Annotated in this window: 7 protein-coding genes; all 7 read left to right on the top strand. The window is 74.6% G+C overall.

What is annotated here, in order from left to right; all coding sequences use genetic code 11:
• Window positions 1-21: 21 nt before the first annotated feature.
• The 7 genes from ACIREI_RS15490 to ACIREI_RS15460 are packed head-to-tail and all read left to right on the top strand — an operon-like array spanning window position 22 to window position 19307.
• Entirely contained in the window at window positions 22-3573 is a 3552-nt protein-coding gene (locus tag ACIREI_RS15490; protein WP_403332955.1) for an amino acid adenylation domain-containing protein, read from the top strand.
• Window positions 3564-4637 (top strand): MupA/Atu3671 family FMN-dependent luciferase-like monooxygenase, encoded by a 1074-nt coding sequence (locus ACIREI_RS15485; RefSeq protein WP_403332647.1) that lies wholly within the window; start codon window positions 3564-3566, stop codon window positions 4635-4637. The genes ACIREI_RS15490 and ACIREI_RS15485 overlap by 10 nt, the downstream gene beginning before the upstream one ends.
• Window positions 4634-9319 (top strand): amino acid adenylation domain-containing protein, encoded by a 4686-nt coding sequence (locus ACIREI_RS15480; RefSeq protein ID WP_403332644.1) that lies wholly within the window; start codon window positions 4634-4636, stop codon window positions 9317-9319. The genes ACIREI_RS15485 and ACIREI_RS15480 overlap by 4 nt, the downstream gene beginning before the upstream one ends.
• A complete protein-coding gene (locus tag ACIREI_RS15475) occupies window positions 9319-13194 on the top strand; it encodes an amino acid adenylation domain-containing protein (protein ID WP_403332642.1) in 3876 nt (1291 codons plus the stop codon). Before ACIREI_RS15480 ends, ACIREI_RS15475 begins: the two co-directional genes overlap by 1 nt.
• Window positions 13184-16486 (top strand): amino acid adenylation domain-containing protein, encoded by a 3303-nt coding sequence (locus ACIREI_RS15470; protein WP_403332639.1) that lies wholly within the window; start codon window positions 13184-13186, stop codon window positions 16484-16486. The genes ACIREI_RS15475 and ACIREI_RS15470 overlap by 11 nt, the downstream gene beginning before the upstream one ends.
• On the top strand, window positions 16483-18558 hold the full coding sequence (locus tag ACIREI_RS15465) for a beta-ketoacyl synthase N-terminal-like domain-containing protein (RefSeq protein WP_403332636.1): 2076 nt from the start codon (window positions 16483-16485) through the stop codon (window positions 18556-18558). Before ACIREI_RS15470 ends, ACIREI_RS15465 begins: the two co-directional genes overlap by 4 nt.
• Window positions 18555-19307 (top strand): thioesterase II family protein, encoded by a 753-nt coding sequence (locus ACIREI_RS15460; protein WP_403332634.1) that lies wholly within the window; start codon window positions 18555-18557, stop codon window positions 19305-19307. The genes ACIREI_RS15465 and ACIREI_RS15460 overlap by 4 nt, the downstream gene beginning before the upstream one ends.
• Window positions 19308-19371 lie beyond the last annotated feature (64 nt).

Below are 19371 nucleotides of genomic sequence, written 5' to 3'. Positions count from 1 at the left end.
GCAACGGGGGCGTTGCACGGGGTGCATGAACTCTTCGGGGAACAGGCTCGGCGGACACCGGCGGCGACCGCGCTGGTCCACGGCGAGCAGCGGCTGAGCTACGGCGAACTCGACGCGCGCGCCGACCGGTTGGCGGGGCTGCTGCGGCGGCACGGCGTGCGGCCGGGGGCGCTGGTGGGTGTATGTCTGGAGCGGTCCGCCGAGATGGTGGTGGCCCTGCTCGGCACGCTCAAGGCCGGTGCCGGTTATGTGATGCTCGACCCGGACTTTCCGGCGCGGCGGCTGCGCGGGATGGCGGCCGACGCGGGCGTCGCCGTGGTCGTGTCGCGGCGCGGGGCCCGGCCGACCGGCGTCGCTGCCGAGTCGGTCGCGGTGGAGGACGCGGAAGAGGCGCCGCCGCTCGAACGCGGCGCTGTGACCGTACGGCCGCAGGACCCGGCCTGCGTGATGTTCACCTCCGGCTCCACCGGCCGTCCGAAGGGCATCGTCGCCTCCCATGCCGCGATCACAGGGACGCTGACCGGGCAGGACTTCGCGTCGTTCGGGGCCGGCGCGGTGTGGCTGCAGTGCTCCCCCGTGTCCTGGGACGCGTGCGCGCTGGAGCTGTGGGGTCCGCTGCTCGGCGGCGGCCTGTGCGTACTGCACCCGGGGCAGCGCCCCGACCCGGTGGTGATGGCCGGCCTGGTCGACCGGCACGCCGTCACCTCGCTCTACCTCTCCGCCTCCCTGTTCCACGTGGTCGTCGACGAGTACCCGCGGGCCCTCTCCGGGGTGCGCCAACTGATCGTCGGGGGCGAGCCGTTGTCGCCCGCGCACGCGGCCCGCGCCCTGGAGCGCTACCCCGACCTGAGGCTGAGCAATGGCTACGGACCGGTCGAGGGCATGGTCTTCCTGACCGTCCATCCGGTCACCGCAGAGGACGTACGGGACGGGCGGCCGGTGCCGATCGGCCGCCCGCTGGCCGGCAAACGGCTCCGGGTGCTCGACGAGCGGCTGCGGCCGGTCGCGGACGGCGAGACGGGTGAGCTCTACGCCGCCGGGGCGGGGGTCGCCCTCGGTTACCGCGGCCGTCCCGGGCTGACCGCCGAGCGGTTCGTGGCCGATCCGTACGGGGGCTCCGGTGAGCTGATGTACCGGACCGGTGATCTGGTGCGGCGGCGGGCGGACGGGGTGCTGGAGTATCTGGGGCGGGCCGACGCCCAGGTGAAGATCCGCGGGTTCCGGGTGGAGCCCGGGGAGGTGGAGACGGTCCTGGCCGGCCACCCGGATGTCGTCCGGGCCGCTGTCGTCGCGCGTCCCGACGCCTCGGGTGACAAGCGGCTGATCGCGTACGTCGTCCCGCGCGACGGACACCGGCAGAGGCTCTCGGAAGGGGAGTTGCGCGAGCACGCCGCCCGCGTGCTGGCCGACTACCTGGTCCCGGCCGCCTTCGTCCTGCTGGACGCCCTGCCCCTCACCGCCAACGGCAAGCTGGACCGCGCCGCCCTGCCGGAGCCCGGCCCGGTCACCGGCTCCCTCGCCTCGGCAGCCGCACGGCAGCCCTCGGGACCGGTCGAGGAGGCGCTGTGCGGGCTGTTCTCCGACGTGCTGGGGGTGGCGTCGGTCGGCCCCGAGGACGATTTCTTCGCGCTCGGCGGCAACTCGCTGACGGTGGCGCGGCTGCTGGGCCGGATCCGGCGGACGCTGGGCGCGCAGGTCGGCGTACGGCCGCTGTTCGAGTGCCGGACACCGGCGGCGCTGGCGCCGTACGTGGAGAAGGCCGAGCGGGATGAGGGGGCCGGGCCTCCCACGCCTGCGCGGGGCGGGGACGCGCTGCCCCTGTCGTACGCCCAGCGTCGGCTGTGGTTCCTGGACCGGGTCGACGCGGGTGCCGCCTACACCCTGCCCGTGCTGGTGCGGCTGCGCGGTGAGGTCGAGGTGGAGGCCCTGCGGGCCGCTCTCGGGGATGTCGCCGTACGGCAGACGGCCTTGCGTACCGTCTTCGAGGAGTGCGACGGCGAGCCGGGGCAGCGGGTGCTGAGCGGCGCCGATGGACTGCCTCGGCTGCGGCACGTCACGGTCGGCTCGGGCGAGCTGGAGCAGGCCGTCGGCTCGGCGGCCCGGCACCGGTTCGACCTTGCCGCCGAACTCCCCCTGCACGCCGTGCTGTTCAGCGTCCAGGACCGGCCGGGTGAGCATGCCCTGCTGCTCGTCCTGCACCACATCGCTGGCGACGGCTGGTCTTTGCCCCCGCTCTTCCGGGATCTGTCGCGTGCCTACGCGGCCCGCAGTGCCGGTGTCGAGCCGGAGCTCGCCCCACTGCCCGTGCCGTACGCCGACTTCGCCCGGCGTCAGCGGGAGCGGCTGGGCCCGGCGGACGATCCCGGATCCCTGGCCGCCGCCCAACTCGCCTTCTGGGGCGCGGCCTTGGCCGGTCTGCCGGACGGCGGGCCACTACTCCCCCGGCGGCCCGGGCGGCCCGACCTGCCGGGTCGGGACGCCGCCACCGTCGTACGGCGGCTGGACGCGGGCGCGCACGCGCGGATCGTCGAGGCGGCGCGGGCCGAGGGCGCCACGCTGTTCATGGCGCTGCACACCGCGCTCGCCGCCGCGCTGGTGCGGGCCGGGGCGGGTGAGGATCTCGCGGTCGGGTCGCCGGTCGCGGGACGTGGGCTCGACGGCACGGTCGACGACGTCGTCGGGTTCTTCGTCAACATGCTGGTGGTGCGCACCGACGCCTCCGGCGACCCCACCGCCCGGCAGCTGCTCGCGCGCACCCGGGAGACGGCGCTGAACGCCTTCGCCCACCAGGACGTGCCGTTCGAGGAGGTCGTGGACGCGCTCAAGCCGGTACGGCCGCCGGGGCGGCAACCGTTCACCGAGGTGGTGCTGGCGTTGCAGAACAACGCCCGGGCCGAGGTGGAGCTGCCCGGCGCCGAGGCCGGTGTGGAGCCGTTGCGCACCGGCACCGCGCGGTTCGAGCTGCTGGTCGACGTCACCGACGACCACGGGCCGACGGGCGCGCCGGACGGCATGACGCTGGTCTTCGAGTACCGGACGTCGTGTCTGGAGCCGGAGTTCGTCCAGTGGCTGGCGGACGCGGTCGTCGAGGCGCTGCGGGCGGCGGCCGCCGATCCGGACGTACCGCTGTCCCTGCTCCCGCTGCCCGCGCCTCCCCGGCGCGCGGACGCGGCCCGGGACGCGGTCCTAGCCCCCGCCCGCACCACCCACACCCCGGCGGACTCCGCACTGCACCGGGAGATCGCCGCCGTCTGGTCCGACGTCCTCGGCGTCGAGCGCATCGGCCCGCACGACGACTTCTTCCGGCTCGGCGGCAACTCCCTGCGCGCGGTCCGGGTCGCGGCCCGGCTCACCGGCGCCGGGCGCACGGTGACGGCCGCCCAGCTGTTCACCTCCCCCACGGTCGCCGCCCTCGCCGCCGAACTGGAGCGGGCGCCGGCCGAGGCACCCGCGGCACCGGCGCCCATCCCGCGCCGGCCGCGCGTTCCCCGGCAGCCCGGCCGCGACGGCCGTACCGACACCGGCCGCAGCGGCCGTAACGACACCAGTCAGAAGGAGGTGCCATGGACCTGAGCGTGATGTTCTTCGGCGCCGACACGCCCGCCGCCGACACCCCGGGCGGGGGCGGCGCGCCGCGGCACAGCGAGGCCTACGACGACATCCTCACCGTCGCCCGTACCGCGGACCGGCTCGGCTTCCACGCGATCTGGACGCCCGAGCGGCACTTCCAGCAAGTGGGGCAGGTCTTCCCCAGTCCTCCGGTGCTCAGCGCGGCGCTCGCGGTGGCCACCGAGCGGATCAACATCCGGGCGGGCAGCGTGATCCTGCCGCTGCACCATCCGCTGCGGATCGCGGAGGACTGGGCCGTCGTGGACAACCTCTCGCACGGCCGGATCGGACTGTCCGCGGCGACGGGCTGGCACTCGGCCGACTTCGTGCTGGCCCCGGACCACTACGCGGGCCGCCGCGAGCAGACCCTGCGGGACATCCCGCTGCTGCGGCGGCTGTGGGCGGGCGAGGCGGCCGAGTTCACCGACGGCACCGGCGAGTCCGTGTCCGTGCTGCCGCAGCCCCGCCCCGTGCAGGACACCCTCCCCCTGTGGCTCACCAGCTCCGGCAACCCCGCGACCTGGGAGGCGGCCGGAAGTCTGCGTACCGGGGTCCTCGGGGCGACCGTCGGGCAGAGCCGGGAGGAGCTCGCCGAGAAGATCGCCCGCTATCGGGCGGCCTGCGCCGCCGCGCCCGAGCAGGGCGGCACCGACGCGCACGGCCGGGTGACGCTGATGGCGCACACGTTCGTCGGCGCGGATGACGAGGAGGCGCGGCGCCTGACCGGCGTACCGCTGACGCGGTATCTGCGCTCGTACGTACGGCAGACCACGGCCAACCGGACCGCCGACCGGGCGACGGCGGAGCTCACCGAGGAACAGACCGCGCTGCTCGCCGAGTTCGCGTTCCACCGCTATCTGACCTGGGGCAGTCTGCTCGGTTCCGCCGAGACCTGCCGGAAGATGCTCGCCGATCTGCGCGAGCTGGGCTGCGACGAGGTCGCCTGCTTCGTGGACTTCGGACTCGGCCGCGACGAGGTGCTGGCCGGGCTCCACCGGCTGGCCGAGCTGCGGGAGGACGTGGCGTGACGGCGACAACGGGGGCGGCCGGCGCTTCGATGGCCGAGCGGTTCGGCGCGCTCAGCGGGGAACAGCGCGTCCGGCTGATGCGCCGGCTCGTGGAGTCCGGGCAACTGGGCCTGATCCCGGCGGTCGTCCCACGACGGGACGGGGACAGGGACGGGCCCGTGCGGCTGAGTGCCGCGCAGGAGGACCTGTGGGTGTACGAGTCGCTGTATCCCGGCACTCCCGCGCTCAACCTGTGCAGCGCCTACCACTTCGACGAGCCCGTCGACCCGGGCCGCCTGGAGACGGCGCTGACGCGGGTCAGGGCCCATCACGACATCCTGCGGGCACGCATCGGCGGTGAGCCGGGCGCGCTGCACCTCACCTTCCCGCCCGAGGACCGCTTCGTCCTGGAGCGGGAGGACCTGCGCGGCACCGGCACCACCATCGCCGAGGCCTTCGAGACGTTCCGGCGCCGCTCCTTCGACATGGGCGGGGGGCCGCTGATGCGGGCCCGTCTCGTCACGGTCGACGAGAAGCGGACCACCCTGATGCTGGGTCTGCACCATGTCATCGCCGACTGGTGGTCCTTCGACGTCCTGCAGGCCGAGTTCGCCGAGGCCCACCACGCGACCGGGGCCGGCGCCGCGTCGGCCCTGACCCGGCCGCCCGTCCAGTACGCCGACTTCGCCTCCTGGCAGGGCGAGTTGGAGGAGGCCGGGGTCTTCGAGGCGCGGCTGGGCTTCTGGCGCCGCTATCTGGCCGAGCCGCCCGCGCCGCTCACCGTGCCCGGCACCCGTACCGGGACCGGGGACGGCATCGCCCAGGTCCCCTTCCGTGTCGACGAGCCCACCGCCCGGGCCGTACGGGCGCTGGCCCGCGAACGCGGCGCCTCCGTCTACGTCGTCCTGATGGCGGCCTTCGCGGTCCTGGCGCACCGCCTGACCGGCGCCGACGACATGGTGCTCGGCACGCCGACCGCCAACCGGGCCGCCAAGGGGCTGGAGCGGGTCATCGGGTACGTCATGAACGCCATCCCGACCCGCTGGCGGATCCGGCCCGATGACTCCTTCGCCGGCGTACTGGCCCGGTTCGCCGCGGACTTCCCGGAGCTGATGGCCAACTCCGACGTGCCCGTGGGCCGGATCGTCTCGGCGGTCGCGCCCGACCGCAGCGCCGGGCGCTCCCCGCTGTTCCAGTGGGTCTTCATGCACCTCACCCAGCAGCGCAGTGTGGCCGCGCTGCGGGAGTTCAGCGAGCCCGAGCGCATCCACACCGGTGGCGAGCACGACCTCGTCGGCATCGTCCGTGACTGCGACGACGGCACGATGGAGGGCAGCTTCGAGATCCGTACGGCCCTCTTCGGCGCCGACACCGTACGGCACTGGACGGACGCCTACCTGGAGCTGCTGCGCCGCTTCACCGCCGGCCCCGAGGTGCCGCTCACCGAGGTCGGCCTGGTGCCCGAGGCCGACCGGCGCCGGCTGGTGGAGCTCGGCTGCGGCGGGCCCGCCCCCGAGCCGCTGGCCCTCCCCGACCTGGTGGCCAGGCAGGCGGCCCGCACGCCCGACGCGCCCGCGCTGGAGGGCGATGACCTGCGGCTGACGTACGCCGGACTGACGGACCGCGTGAACCGGCTGGCGGCTCATCTGGCCCGGCACGGGGCGGGCCCCGGACGGATCGTGGCCCTCGCCCTGGGCCGTACGGCGGTCATGATTCCGGCGCTGCTGGCGGTGCAGCGCACGGGCGCCGCCTACCTCCCGATCGACCCCGACTATCCGCCCGAGCGCATCCGGTCGGCGCTGGAGGGCACGGCGCCGATCCTGGTGGTGACCGCCGGGCCCGGGGTGCTCCCGGAGACGGACGTCCCCACGCTCGTCCTCGACGAGCGCGCCTACGACGAACAGCCCCTGGACGACCAGGAGTTGGATCCTTCGGCACCCGCCTACATCATCCACACCTCGGGCTCCACCGGCCGCCCCAAGGGGGTGGTCGTCCCGCACACGGGCCTCACTGCCCTCACGCGTGGCCTCGTGGACGTGCTCGCGCCGGGCGCGGACAGCAGGGTGCTCCAGCTCGCCTCGCCCGCCTTCGACATCTCCCTGGGCGAGATGTGCCTGGCGTTCGGGTCCGGCGGCACTCTCGTCGTACCGCCTCCGGGCCCGCTCGTCGGACAGGACCTGGCGGACGTGCTGACCGGGCGGCGGATCAGCTGTGCGCTGCTGCCGCCCTCGGTGCTGGCGACGGTACCGGCCGGGCAGTATCCGCAGCTGCGGTCGCTGGCCGTCGGTGCGGAGGCGTGTCCGCCGGATCTGGTGGCCCGGTGGGCCGTCGGCGGGCGCCGGTTCCACAACGCCTACGGGCCCACCGAGTTCACCGTCGGCGCCACCGTCTCCGGCCCGCTGACCGGCGACGGCACGGTGCCGCCCATCGGCGCCCCGTTCCCGGGCACGCGCACGTACGTCCTCGACGGGCGGCTGCGTCCCGTGCCGCCCGGGGTGTACGGCGAGCTCTATCTGGCGGGGCCGGGCGTGGCGTACGGCTATCTGGGGCGGGCGGCGGCGACCGCCGAGCGGTTCGTCGCCGACCCGTACGGGCCGCCCGGCGAGCGCATGTACCGCACCGGGGATCTGGCCCGCCGCCGGGACGACGGGCAGCTGGAGTATCTGGGCCGCTCCGACGACCAGGTGAAGATCCGCGGCCTGCGCATCGAGCCGGGCGAGATCGCGGCCGTCCTCACCGGGCATCCCTCGGTCGAGCGGGCGGTCGTCGTCGTCCGGGAGGACCGGCCAGGCAGGCCGCGGCTCGTCGCCTACGTCGTGGGCGGCGACGAGGGCGTCCCGGTACCGGACGCGCTGCTCGCGTACGCCGCCGGGCGGTTGCCCACCGCCATGGTGCCGTCCGACGTGGTGGTGCTGGACGAGCTGCCGCTGACGGCCAACGGCAAGCTGGACCGGGCCGCGCTGCCCGCGCCGGGCAGTCGGCCGAGCGGTTCCGGACGGGCCCCGCAGGGCGCCCGTGAAGCCACCCTGTGCGCCTTGTTCGAGGAGGTGCTCGGCGTCGAAGGGGTCGGCGCCGACGACGACTTCTTCCGGCTGGGCGGCGACAGCATCATGGCGATCCAGCTGGCGGGACGGGCCTCGGGGGCGGGGCTCGGCATCGCGCCGCGTGACGTCTTCACGGCCCGTACGCCTGCCGTGCTCGCGCTGACGGCACGGGAGGCGGCGGACACCGGCGCCGGCGAGGACACCGGCACGGGGCGGTTCCCGCTGACGCCCGTCATGCGGTGGTGGCGCGAACAGGGCGGGGATCCGGCCGCGTTCACGCAGTCGATGGTGTTCCCTGTGCCGCGGGACGCCGGCCCGGAGCGTGTCGGGGCGGCGGTGCTCGGGCTGGTCGAGCGGCACGGCGTGCTGCGGATGCGCCTGGTGGACGGGGAGCTGGAGGTCCCCGAGGAGGTCCCCGGTGTGGCGGTGGAGCGGGTCGAGGTGCCCGTCGGCGCCGATCCGCGGGCGGCGGCCGAGGAGTGGGCGGCGTCGGTGCGGCTCGCCCCGGAGAAGGGGGAGATGCTGCGGGCCACCTGGCTCGACCCGGCCTCCGGCGGGCCGGGGCTGCTGTTGCTGACGGTGCACCATCTGGCGGTGGACGGGGTGTCCTGGCGGCTGCTGGGTCCGGAGCTGGCGGCGGGACTGGCCGGGGAGCGGGTGCCGCAGAGCCCGGGCACGTCCTTCGCGCGCTGGGCGCGGCTGCTGGCGCGGGAGGCCGTCGCGCCCGAGTCGGCCGGCACGGAGTCCGCCTGGTGGGAGCGGATGCTGGGCGGCCCGGACGCACGGATCGCGGGCGGGCGGGGTGTCGGCGCGAGCCGTGCCGTGCTCACCGTCGAGCTGACGCCCGAGGTCACCGAGGCGGCGCTGTCCGAGGTGACCGCGGCCTTCCACTGCGGCCCGGACGCCGTGCTGCTGACGGCGCTGGCCGCGGCGGCGGTACGGCGGCGGGGCGAGGCCCCCGCGACGGCCACCGGCCTGCTGGTCCACCTGGAGGGCCACGGCCGCGAGGCACTGTCCGAGCCCGCCGACGTCTCCCGCACCGTGGGCTGGTTCACCACCCAGTACCCGGTCCGGCTGGACGCGGGCGGCGCGCTCGGCCGGGACTTCTGGCAGCCGGCGCGGGACGCGGCCGGTGAGGCGCTCAAGCGGGTCAAGGAGCAGCTGCGGGCGGTCCCGTCGGGCGGGCTCGGCTGGGGGCTGCTGCGCCACCTCAACCCGGACACGGCCCCGAAGCTGGCCGCACTGCCCGTCCCGGACCTGCGCTTCAACTACCTGGGCCGGTTCTCCGGCGGCGACACGGCTGACGGGGAGCTGCTCGGCATGGCCGCGGAGGCGCTGCCGCTCGGCCATGCGGTGGAGGTGGACGCGCTGGTCCTGGAGCGGGAGGACGGGCGGCTGTGTCTGAGCGCCGGGTTCTCGTACGCGCGCGGGGTGCTCGGCGAGGACGAGGTGAGGGAGCTGGCCGGGCTGTGGTGCGAGGCGGTCGAGGTGCTGGTCGAGCACGCCCGCCGGGACGGCACGGGCGGCCACACCAGCTCCGACTTCCCCCTGGTCGACCTGTCGTCGGACCAGCTCGCCCTGCTGGAGGACGACTTGGAGTTCGAGGACTGGGACGAAGAGGCCGAAGAGCACGGAGAGAACGACGAGGGGGACGCCTGATGGGCGGCCGCATCGCGGACGTACTGCCGCTCTCCCCCGCTCAGGAGGGCCTGCTCTTCCACGCCCTGCGCGACCCGGACCGCCCCGACCCGTATCTGGTGCAGGCCCGCTTCCGGATCGCCCCCGGCATCACGGCCGAGGCGGTGCGGGCCGGGGTGACGGCGTTGCTGGAGCGGCACCCGAATCTGCGGGCGCGTTTTCGGCACGAGCAGGTCGACCGGCCGGTGCAGGTGATCCCGCTCTCGGTGAAGGTGCCGTGGGCGCAGACCGACTGCACGGGCCGTACGCCGGACGAGACGGAGGCGGAGTTCGCGCGTCTCATGGCCGAGGACCGGGGCCGCCGCTTCGACCTGGCCCGGCGCCCCCTGGTGCGGGCCACGCTGGTGCGGCACGACGCGGGCGCCGACCTGCTGCTGACGATCCATCACATCCTGCTCGACGGCTGGTCGCTGCCGTTGCTCGCGCGGGATCTGCAGGCGCTGACGACGGGTACCGCCGCGCTGCCGCCCGCGGTGCCCTTCAAGCAGTACCTGGTCTGGCTGAACGGGCAGGACCGGGCGCGGGCTCAGGCCGCCTGGCGCGACGCGCTGGACGGACTGTCGCGGCCCGCGCTGCTCCCCTCAGCCGTGCCGGACGGACCGGGCGGGGCCGAGGACACGATCGACATGGAGCTGACGCCCGAGCTGACGGCGGCGATCACCCGGCGTGCCACGGACGCGGGCGTCACCGTCAACACCGTGGCGCAGACGGCGTGGGCCCTGGTGCTGGCCCGGCTGACCGGTGCCGATGACCTGGTGTTCGGCGCGGTCGTCTCCGGGCGGCCGCACGATCTGCCCGGGGTCGAGCGGATGGTGGGCCTGTTCATCAACACGCTGCCGGTGCGGATCCGGCTGCGCCGCGGTGAGGGCGTCGACGAGCTGCTGGCCCGCGTGCAGAGCGAGCAGCTGCGGCTGGCGCCGTATCACCATGTACGGCTGTCGCAGGTGCAGCGGGCGGCCGGGGTGGGCGAACTCTTCGACACGGTCCTGGCGTTCGAGAACTTCCCGCGCGCCCAGGGGTCCACCGCGAGTGTCGAGCTCGTCGAGACGCGGGACGCCACCCACTACCCGGTGACGGTCGCCGTCGTCGCCGGGGAGCGGATGCTGCTGCGGATCAGCTGTCGCCGGGGCATCTCCGCGGCCGCGGTCGGCGCCCGGCTGGCGCGCGCCTTCGAGGCGCTGACGTCCGCGCACGGCACACCGACCGACCGGCTCGACGTCCTCCCGGAGGAGGAGCGGCGACAGCTGCTCGCCCTCGCCGAGGGCCCGGTGCGCCCGGCACCGGAACCGTCGAGCATCACCAGGCGCTTCGCCGAGCAGGCGACCCGTACGCCCGGCGCGCCGGCCGTCGAGGCGGACGGTGAGGTGCTGACGTACGGCGGTCTCGACGCGGCGTCCGACCGGCTGGCGGCGCGGCTGTGGGCGGCGGGGGTGCGGCCCGGCGACACGGTGGCGTTGCCGCTGGCCCGGTCCGTGTCCCTGGTCGTCGCACAGCTGGCGGTGCTGAAGGCGGGCGCGTGTTGTCTGCCGCTGGATCCGGCGGCTCCGGCGGGGCGGCGGGCGGCGCTGGTGGGGCAGGCCGGCGCGCGGGTCGCGGTGACGATGCCGGATGTACAACTACCGGACGGGGTAAGGAGGTTGGACCCGGAGGGCAGCGCCGCCGACGCGCCGCCGACCGTGTCCTCGCACTCCGAATCCGCCGCCTGCGTGATGTACACCTCCGGCTCGACGGGTGAGCCCAAGGGCATCGTCACCCCGCACCGGGCCGTCGTCGAGCTCGCCGCCGACACCCACTTCGCGGGCGGCGCGCACCGACGCGTCCTGCTGCACAGCCCGCACACCTTCGACGCCGCGACCTACGAGACCTGGGTGCCGCTGCTGAACGGCGGCACGGTCGTGCTCGCCCCGCCCGGCCCCGTCACCCCCGACCTGCTGAAGCGGCTGCTGCCCGAAACGCGCGTCACCGCTGTGTGGCTCACCGCCGAACTCCTGCGCGCCGTGGCGGAGATCGCGCCCGAGGCGCTCGCCGCCGTGCGGGAGGTGTGGGCGGGCGGGGACGTCCTCGCGCCCGAGGCGGTCCGGCGGGTGCGCGAGCACTGCCCCGGCACTCGGGTCGTCAACGGCTACGGGCCCACCGAGACGACCGTGTTCGCCACGGCCCACCGGGTGACCGGTGACGTCGGCGCGTCCGTGCCCATCGGGCGGCCCCTCGACAACACCCGCACCTACGTCCTCGACCGGCTCCTGCGCCCCGTACCGGCCGGAGCCGTGGGCGAGCTGTACGTCGCGGGCACCGGGCTCGCACGCGGCTACCTGAACCGTCCGGGGCAGACCGCCGAGCGCTTCGTCGCCGACCCGTACGGGCCGCCCGGCGCCCGCATGTACCGCACGGGCGATCTGGTGCGACAGCTCCCGGGCGGCGAGCTGCAGTTCACCGGCCGGAGCGACGACCAGGTCAAGGTGCGGGGCTACCGGATCGAGCCCGGCGAGGTGGAGGCCGCCCTGGCCGCCTGCCCGGGCGTGGAGCGGGCCGTGGTGGCTGCACGCCCCGGGCCGGACGGCGGCAAGAGGCTCGTCGCCTATGTCGTGGGCGGCGACCTGGGCCTCGTACGGGAGCATGCGGAACGCACGCTGCCGGCGCATCTGATGCCGTCGGCGTGGGCCGCCCTCGACGCCGTACCGCTGACCGCGCACGGCAAGGTCGACCGGGCCGCGCTGCCCGAACCCGGGCCGCAGCGAGCCCGGCCGGGCCACGGACGGGTCGCCCGGCCGGGGCGCGAGCAGCTGCTGTGCGCGCTGTTCGCCCAGGTGCTCGGGGTCGAGGCGGTCGGCCCCGACGCCGACTTCTTCGCGCACGGCGGCCACTCGCTGCTCGCCCTGCGGCTGACCGCGCGGATCCATGCCGAGCTCGGGACCCAGGTGTCGCCGGCCACGCTGTTCGAGGCGCCGACGCCGGCCGCGCTCGCCGCCCGCCTGGCCGCGGGGCCGGCCGGCAAGGGCGACGACGAGGACGCGTACGCCCCGCTGCTCGCCCTGCGCCGCGAGGGCGATCTGCCCCCGCTGTTCTGCCTCCACCCGGGGCTGGGGCTCGGCTGGGGATACGCGGCGCTGCTGCCGCACCTCGCCCCCGGCCGCCCGGTGTACGCACTTCAGACCCCGGTACTGCACGGCGAGCAACTCCCCGGCACATTGGGAGAGTTGGCGGAGAGCTATGTGCCACGCATCCGGGCGGTGCGGCCGCACGGGCCGTATCTGCTGCTGGGCCGCTCCTTCGGCGGGCCGTTCGCCCATGAGCTGGCGGTGCGGTTGCGCGCGGCCGGCGAGGAGGTCGCGCTCGTCGCCGTCCTGGACTCGATGCCGAAGCCGCCCGAGGTCGCGCGGGTGCCGCTGGACCCGGCGGTCGTGGAGCAGGTGGCGCTGGGCAACCTGCTGCGCAACGCGCTGCCCGGGACCGCGGCCGGTGCCGGGCCACTGGAGCGGGCCGAGGTCGTGGCACGCGTCCACGCGCACAGCGCGCTCTTCGCCGACCTCGACGAACAGCGCCTCGACACCCTGGTCGCCGCCATGGAGCGGTACATCGCGATGGCCCGCGCCTGGCAGCCGTCGCCGTACGACGGCCGGGTGACCCTCTTCTCGGCCACCCGCGCCTCGGAGGCGACGACCGCGCAGAAGCGCGCCGCGTGGCAGTCCTGCTCGGCCGGGGTGGACGTACACGAACTGGACTGCGAGCACAGCGATGTGCTCACGCCGGGGCCGGTCGGCGAGATCGCCGCGGCCGTGGCGGACGTACTGGCAGGGAACCGCACGGGGGACGGAGCACAGACAGATGGACGCTGACGACACAGGGACGGCCGAGGACGGCGAGGAGTACGAGTTCCCGACCTCGGACGCGCAGGCCCGGCTGCTCGTCCTGGACCACATGGACCTGTACAGCCCGACCTACCACGTGCCGGCCGCGTTCGCCGTGCGCGGGCCGTTCGATCCGGCCGCGTTCGGCCGGGCCCTGGACGCGCTCGTCGCCCGGCACGAGTCGCTGCGCACGGTGTTCCGCACCGGCCCCGACGGGGTGCCGGTGCAGATCGTGTCCGCCACGGGGAGGGCCGAGCCACGCGTGGAGCGCGACGTACCCGCGTCCGAGGTGGACGCGCGGATGCGCGCGGAGGCCGCCCACCCCTTCGACGTGGCGTCCGGACCGCTGCTGCGCTGCACGCTGTACGCCGTGGCCGACGGCAGCCACCGCATCCTGCTCGTCGCCCACCACCTGGTCTGCGACGGCTGGTCGCTGGGCGTGCTGCTGCGCGAGCTGTCGGCCGGCTACGAGAACGAGACCAAGGGCCTGCGCCACACACTGCCCGAACTCCCCTTGCAGTTCCCCGACTTCGCGGCCTGGCAGCGGGAGCGGCAGGCGGCGGGCGAGTACGCCGACTCGGTCGCGCACTGGGCCGGGCGGCTGCGCGGCGCTCCCGAGACGGTCGCGCTGCCGCTGGACCGGCCGCGTGGGGCGGTCCGCTCGGCGGCGGGCGGCACCGAACGCTTCACGCTGTCGGCCCGGCTCCGTGAACGGCTCGCCGAGACGGCCGGAGCACGCGGCGGTACGCCGTTCATGGCGGTGTTCGCCGCGTACGCCGCGTTCGTGAGCCGGCTGTCCGGCTCCGAGGACCTGGTGATCGGCTTCCCCGTCTCCGGCCGTGACCGCCCCGAACTCCAGGACATGGTCGGCATGCTGACCAACACCCTGGCCCTGCGCGTCGACCTGTCCGGCGACCCCTCGTACCACGACCTCATCGCCCGTCTGCGCACCGCGCTGCTGGACTCCCAGCCGTACCAGGACGCCCCCTTCGAGGCGGTCGTGAACGCGGTCGCCCCGGCCCGCGAGATCAGCCACGACCCGGTCGTCCAGGTGATGTTCGGCTACGACGACGACACCGAGCTGACGCTCGCCCTGGCGGGCGCCGAGGTCGAGCGGGTCCATGCGCCCCTGGACACCGCCAAGTTCGACCTCCACCTCCAGGTGGAACGGTGGGGCGACGACCTCGCCGCGTACCTGATCCACCGCAGCGCCCTGTTCGAGGAGGAGACGGTACGGCGGTGGGTGCGGTGCTTCGAGACGCTGCTGGCCGGGCTCCTGGAACGCCCGGACACCCCGCTGTCGGCCATCGACATGCTCCCGCCGGACGAGAGAGAGCGCCTGCTGGCGCAGGGGACTGCAACGCCCCTAAGGGGCGCGGGGCTGTATCGACATGCGGCTCCGCCGCGGGGCGCGACCAGCCACGAAGAACCCGCAGCCGCCCGACAACACAAGGCGGCACATCCTGAGGCGCGCCTGGTCCCGAACCTCGTGGCGGACCGAGCCGCCGAACGGCCGGAGGCCATCGCCCTCGTCTACGGCGACCTCCACCTGACGTACCGCGAACTACTGGACCGCGCGGACAACCTCGCAGCCCACCTACAGACACGCGGCGTACGCCGAGGACACCGAGTCGGCCTCCTCCTCCCCCGAGGCGCCGAGATGGCCATCGCCGCCCTCGCCGTCCTGCGTGCCGGCGGCGCATACGTCCCCCTGGACCCGGCACACCCGGCCGCCCGCCTCGCCTACATGGTCACCGACTCGGGCACGTCCCTGCTGCTGACGGCAGAGGAAACGACGAGGCTCGCGCCAACGGACGTCCCGGAACTACGCGTGGACGAGACCACGGACGACGTACCTCCGCTCACCCCCGTGACCTGCGCACCCCAAGACCTCGCCTACGTCCTCTACACCTCCGGCTCCACCGGCGTCCCCAAGGGCGTGGCCGTCGAACACGGAGCCCTGCTCAACCTCGCGGTGAACGTCCGCCCCGTGTTCCCGGTGACGGAAAAGGACCGCGTCCTCCAGTTCGTGTCGTTCGGCTTCGACGTGGCCGTGTCCGACCTGTTCTTCCCCTGGGTCGCGGGCGCGGAGCTGCACATCGCGCGGGAGGACGAACGCCTGGGCGAGGCGCTCCAGGCGCGGCTGCGGGACTCCCGCATCACCTACGTGTTCCTGCCGCCGTCCGCCGCGATGACCCTGCCGCGCGCCCCGGGCGCCCTGCCCGAGCTGCGCACGCTCGCGGTCGGCGGCGAGGCCTGTCCGGCCGAACTGGTCGAGCGGCTCGCCGAGGAGGGCCGCCGGATCGTCAACGCGTACGGTCCCAGCGAGGCCACGGTGTACTCCACCACCGCCGATCTGCGCCCGGGCGAACCGGTGGTGATCGGCCACGCCGTCCCCGGCACCCGCGCCTACGTCCTGGACCGGCGGCTGCGCCCCGCCCCGGTCGGCGTGACGGGCGAGCTCTACGTCGCCGGCGCCTCCCTGGCCCGCGGCTATTTCGGCCGGCCCGGCATGACCGCCGAGCGCTTCGTCGCCGACCCGTACGGGCCGCCCGGCGGCCGGATGTACCGCACCGGGGACCTGTGCCGCATCGACGCGCACGGCGTGCTGCATTACCTGGGCCGCGGCGACTCCCAGGTGAAGCTGCGCGGCTACCGCATCGAACTGGGCGAGATCGAGGCGCTGTTGGCGGGCCATCCCGACGTCACGGTCGCCGCGGCGGCGGTCCGCGGAGAGGCGGCCGAGCAGCGGCTCGTGGCGTACGTCGTCACCACCGCCGAAGTGTCGGACGAGATGCTCCGGGCCCACCTGGCCGGGCGGCTGCCCGGCTACATGCTCCCGGAGGTCTTCGTACGCCTGCCGGAGCTGCCCCTGAACCGCTCCGGCAAGATCGACCGGTCCCGGCTACCCGAACCGCCCTCGATTCGCCCGGAGTTGAGCGCGTCGTACGCCGCTCCGAGCACCGAGGCCGAACGGCGCGTGGCCGTGGTGTGGCAACGGGTGCTGACCCTGGACCGGGTCGGCGTGCACGACAACTTCTTCGATCTGGGCGGCAATTCGGTACGGCTGCTGGCCGTGCTGTCGGCCCTGCGCGAGCACCCCGAGTGCCGCGAACTGACCCTGATCGACCTGTTCCGCCATCCCACGGTGGCCGCGATCGCGGCCCACCTCGACAGCGGTGCCCGGCCGGCCTCGCGCCACGAGGAGGCGGCCAGACGCGGCGGCGACCGCCGGGCGGCCCTGCACAAGCTCCGTTCCAGGAAAGGCACGACGCGATGACGACCGAGCAAGTGGCACCGCAGGACCTCGATTCCGCAGTGGCCGTCGTGGGCATGAGCGGCCGCTTCCCCGGCGCGCGGGACCTGGAGACCTACTGGGCCAACCTGCGCGACGGCCTCTGCTCCATCTCCACCTTCACCGAGAAGGAGCTGCTGGCCGACGGAGCGGACGCGGCCGAGCTGAGCAGTCCCGCGTACGTCGGCGCCCAGGGCCGCCTCCCGGACGCCGACCGCTTCGAGGCGGAGCTCTTCGGCTTCAACCGCACGGAGGCGGCGGCGCTGGACCCACAGCACCGCGTGCTGCTGGAGACGGCGTGGTCCGCCCTGGAGGACGCGGGACACGCCCCGCTGACCGCACCATCCGCCGCTGCCGCGGCGGGCCCGTCCCGCACCGGCGTGTACGTGGGCGGCAGCCCCACCGAACACGCGCTGGCGGCGGGCACGGACCCGGCGCTCGCGGCGTCGATCGGCGCCCTTCAGGTCCGTATCCTCACCGACCGCGAGTTCCTGGCGCCGTGGATCTCCTACCGGCTGGGCCTGGACGGCCCCAGCATGACGGTCCAGACGGCCTGCTCGACCTCGCTGACGGCGGTCCATCTGGCCGTCCAGGCGCTCCTGCTCGGCGAGTGCGACATGGCCCTCGCGGGCGGCGTGGCCATCGGCACCGTGCGCAAGCAGGGCTACGTCCACTACCAGGGCGGGATCTTCTCCCCCGACGGCCGCTGCCGCCCCTTCGACAAGAAGGCGGCCGGCACGGTGCCCGGCAGCGGTGTGGGCGTGCTGGTGCTGCGCCGGCTGGCGGACGCGCTGGCCGACGGTGACCCGGTGCGCGCGGTGATCCGGGGCAGCGCGGTCACCAACGACGGTTCCGGCAAGGTCGGTTTCACCGCTCCGGGGGTGGACCAGCAGTCGGCCGCGATCACGGAGGCGTGGGCGGCGGCGGGGCTCGAGCCGTCGGCGGCGCAGTACGTGGAGGCGCACGGGACGGGGACCGAACTCGGGGACCGGATCGAGCTGGAGGCGGCGAGCGCGGCCTTCGCGGGCGGGGCGGGCATCGGCCTCGGCTCCGTGAAGTCGAACATCGGACACGCGGACGCGGCGGCCGGGGCGGCGGCGCTGATCAAGACGATCCTGATGCTGGAGCACGCCACGCTGGCCCCGACGGTGGACGTCACGAGCCCGGTCGCCGCCCTGCGGGGGTCACCGCTGCGGCTGGTGACCGAGGCCGAGAAGTGGCCGGGCCGTGCGGGCCTGCCCCGGCTCGCGGGCGTGACGTCGGTGGGCATCGGCGGCACGAACGTGCACGTGGTGGTGGAGGAGGCACCGGCGCGACCGGCTCCGGCGGACGACGCCGTACGACCGCTGCTCCTGCCGCTGTCGGCCCGGACCGAGCCCCAACTGTCCGCCGCGGCTGAGCGGTTGGCGGCGGTGCTGCGCGCGCCGGGCGCCCCCTCCCTCGCCGACGTCGCGCACACCCTGCGCACGGGCCGGGTCGCCCTGGCCGTACGGGCGTATGTGGTGGCCTCGGACGCGGCGGAGGCGGCGGAGAAGCTGACGGCACTGGCCCGGGGCCGGGCTCCGCACGGCACGCCCGACCCGCTGGGCGAGGCCTGGGTGCGGGGCGAGGAGGTGACGTGGCCGGTATCGGGCGGGAACGTGCGCAAGGTGCACTTGCCGACATACCCGTTCGCCGGCGAGAGCCACGGTGCGCTGACGCTTCGGAAGTCCACCGCGCAGGGGACCGAGGAGGCGCCCGAGGAGGCGCCCGAGGAGACGACGCCGGAAGGCGGCGAGCTCGAAGCCACGGTGGCCGCGCTGGTGATCGAGGCGCTGGACCTGAACAGCGCCGCCGATCTCGCGCAGACGTACTTCGAGGCGGGCGGCGACTCGCTGACGGCCGTTCACCTCGCCGGCAGGCTCCGTGACGAGCTGGGCATCGACGTGCCGATCCAGCTGTTCCTCGAACCGATCACACTGAAGGACATGACGAGCAGCATCTGCGAGATGAAACGGAACGGTGACGCGGACGGCGCCCTCGACGCCCTCCTCGCCGAGTTCGAGGCGGAGTCGTGAACATCCCGGACATCAGGACCCGGTGGTTCCGGGGCGTGAGCGCGCCCGGCGCGAGGATCCGCCTGCTGTGCTTCCCGCATGCGGGCGGAGCGGCGGTGGCCTTCCACGACTGGGCCGCGCTCGCCCCGCCGGACATCGAGGTCGTGGCGGTGCAGTACCCCGGCCGCCAGGACCGCCTGTACGACCCGTGCGCGAGCACGATGGAGGAGCTGGCGGACACGATCACGACGGCCCTGCGGCACGAACTGACCGGGGACATGCCGTTGGCCCTCTTCGGCCACAGCATGGGTTCGTCGGTGGCGTACGAGGTGGCCCGCCGTCTGGAGGACGACCCCGGACGCACCCTCACCCACCTGGTCGTGTCGGGCCGGCACCGGCCCCGCCTCCCGCAGGAGGAGGCACCCGGCCCGGCCCCGACCGACACCGAGGTCATGGACCGCGTCCGGCTGCTGGACCCCGACGGCGCCGACGTCTACGACCACCCCGACCTGCGGCCCATGATCCTGCCGGCGCTGCGCGCGGACTTCGGGCTCCTCGCCCGGTACCGTCCGGCCCACCTGCACCGGCTGGGAGTTCCGGTCACGGTGTGCGGAGGCGACCGCGACCCCATGTGCACGGTCGAGGACCTCAAGTCCTGGTCGGATGTCACGACGCAGGGGCTGGACCTCCGGGTCTTCGAGGGCGGCCACTTCTATCTCCAGCAGCGCAAAGAGGAGTTGCTCGCGTTCGTCGCCTCGCAGCTGGCCTGAGACGGGTGACAGGAGACCCCGTCTCGAACGGACGTGCAGGCCCTGAGGAATCTGGGCATGTTTC

The sequence above is a fragment of the Streptomyces sp. NPDC093591 genome (assembly GCF_044764885.1).
Classification (GTDB): Bacteria; Actinomycetota; Actinomycetes; order Streptomycetales; family Streptomycetaceae; genus Streptomyces.
Note: the sequence above shows the minus strand (reverse complement) of the source record. Positions and strands in the feature narration are given on the sequence as shown.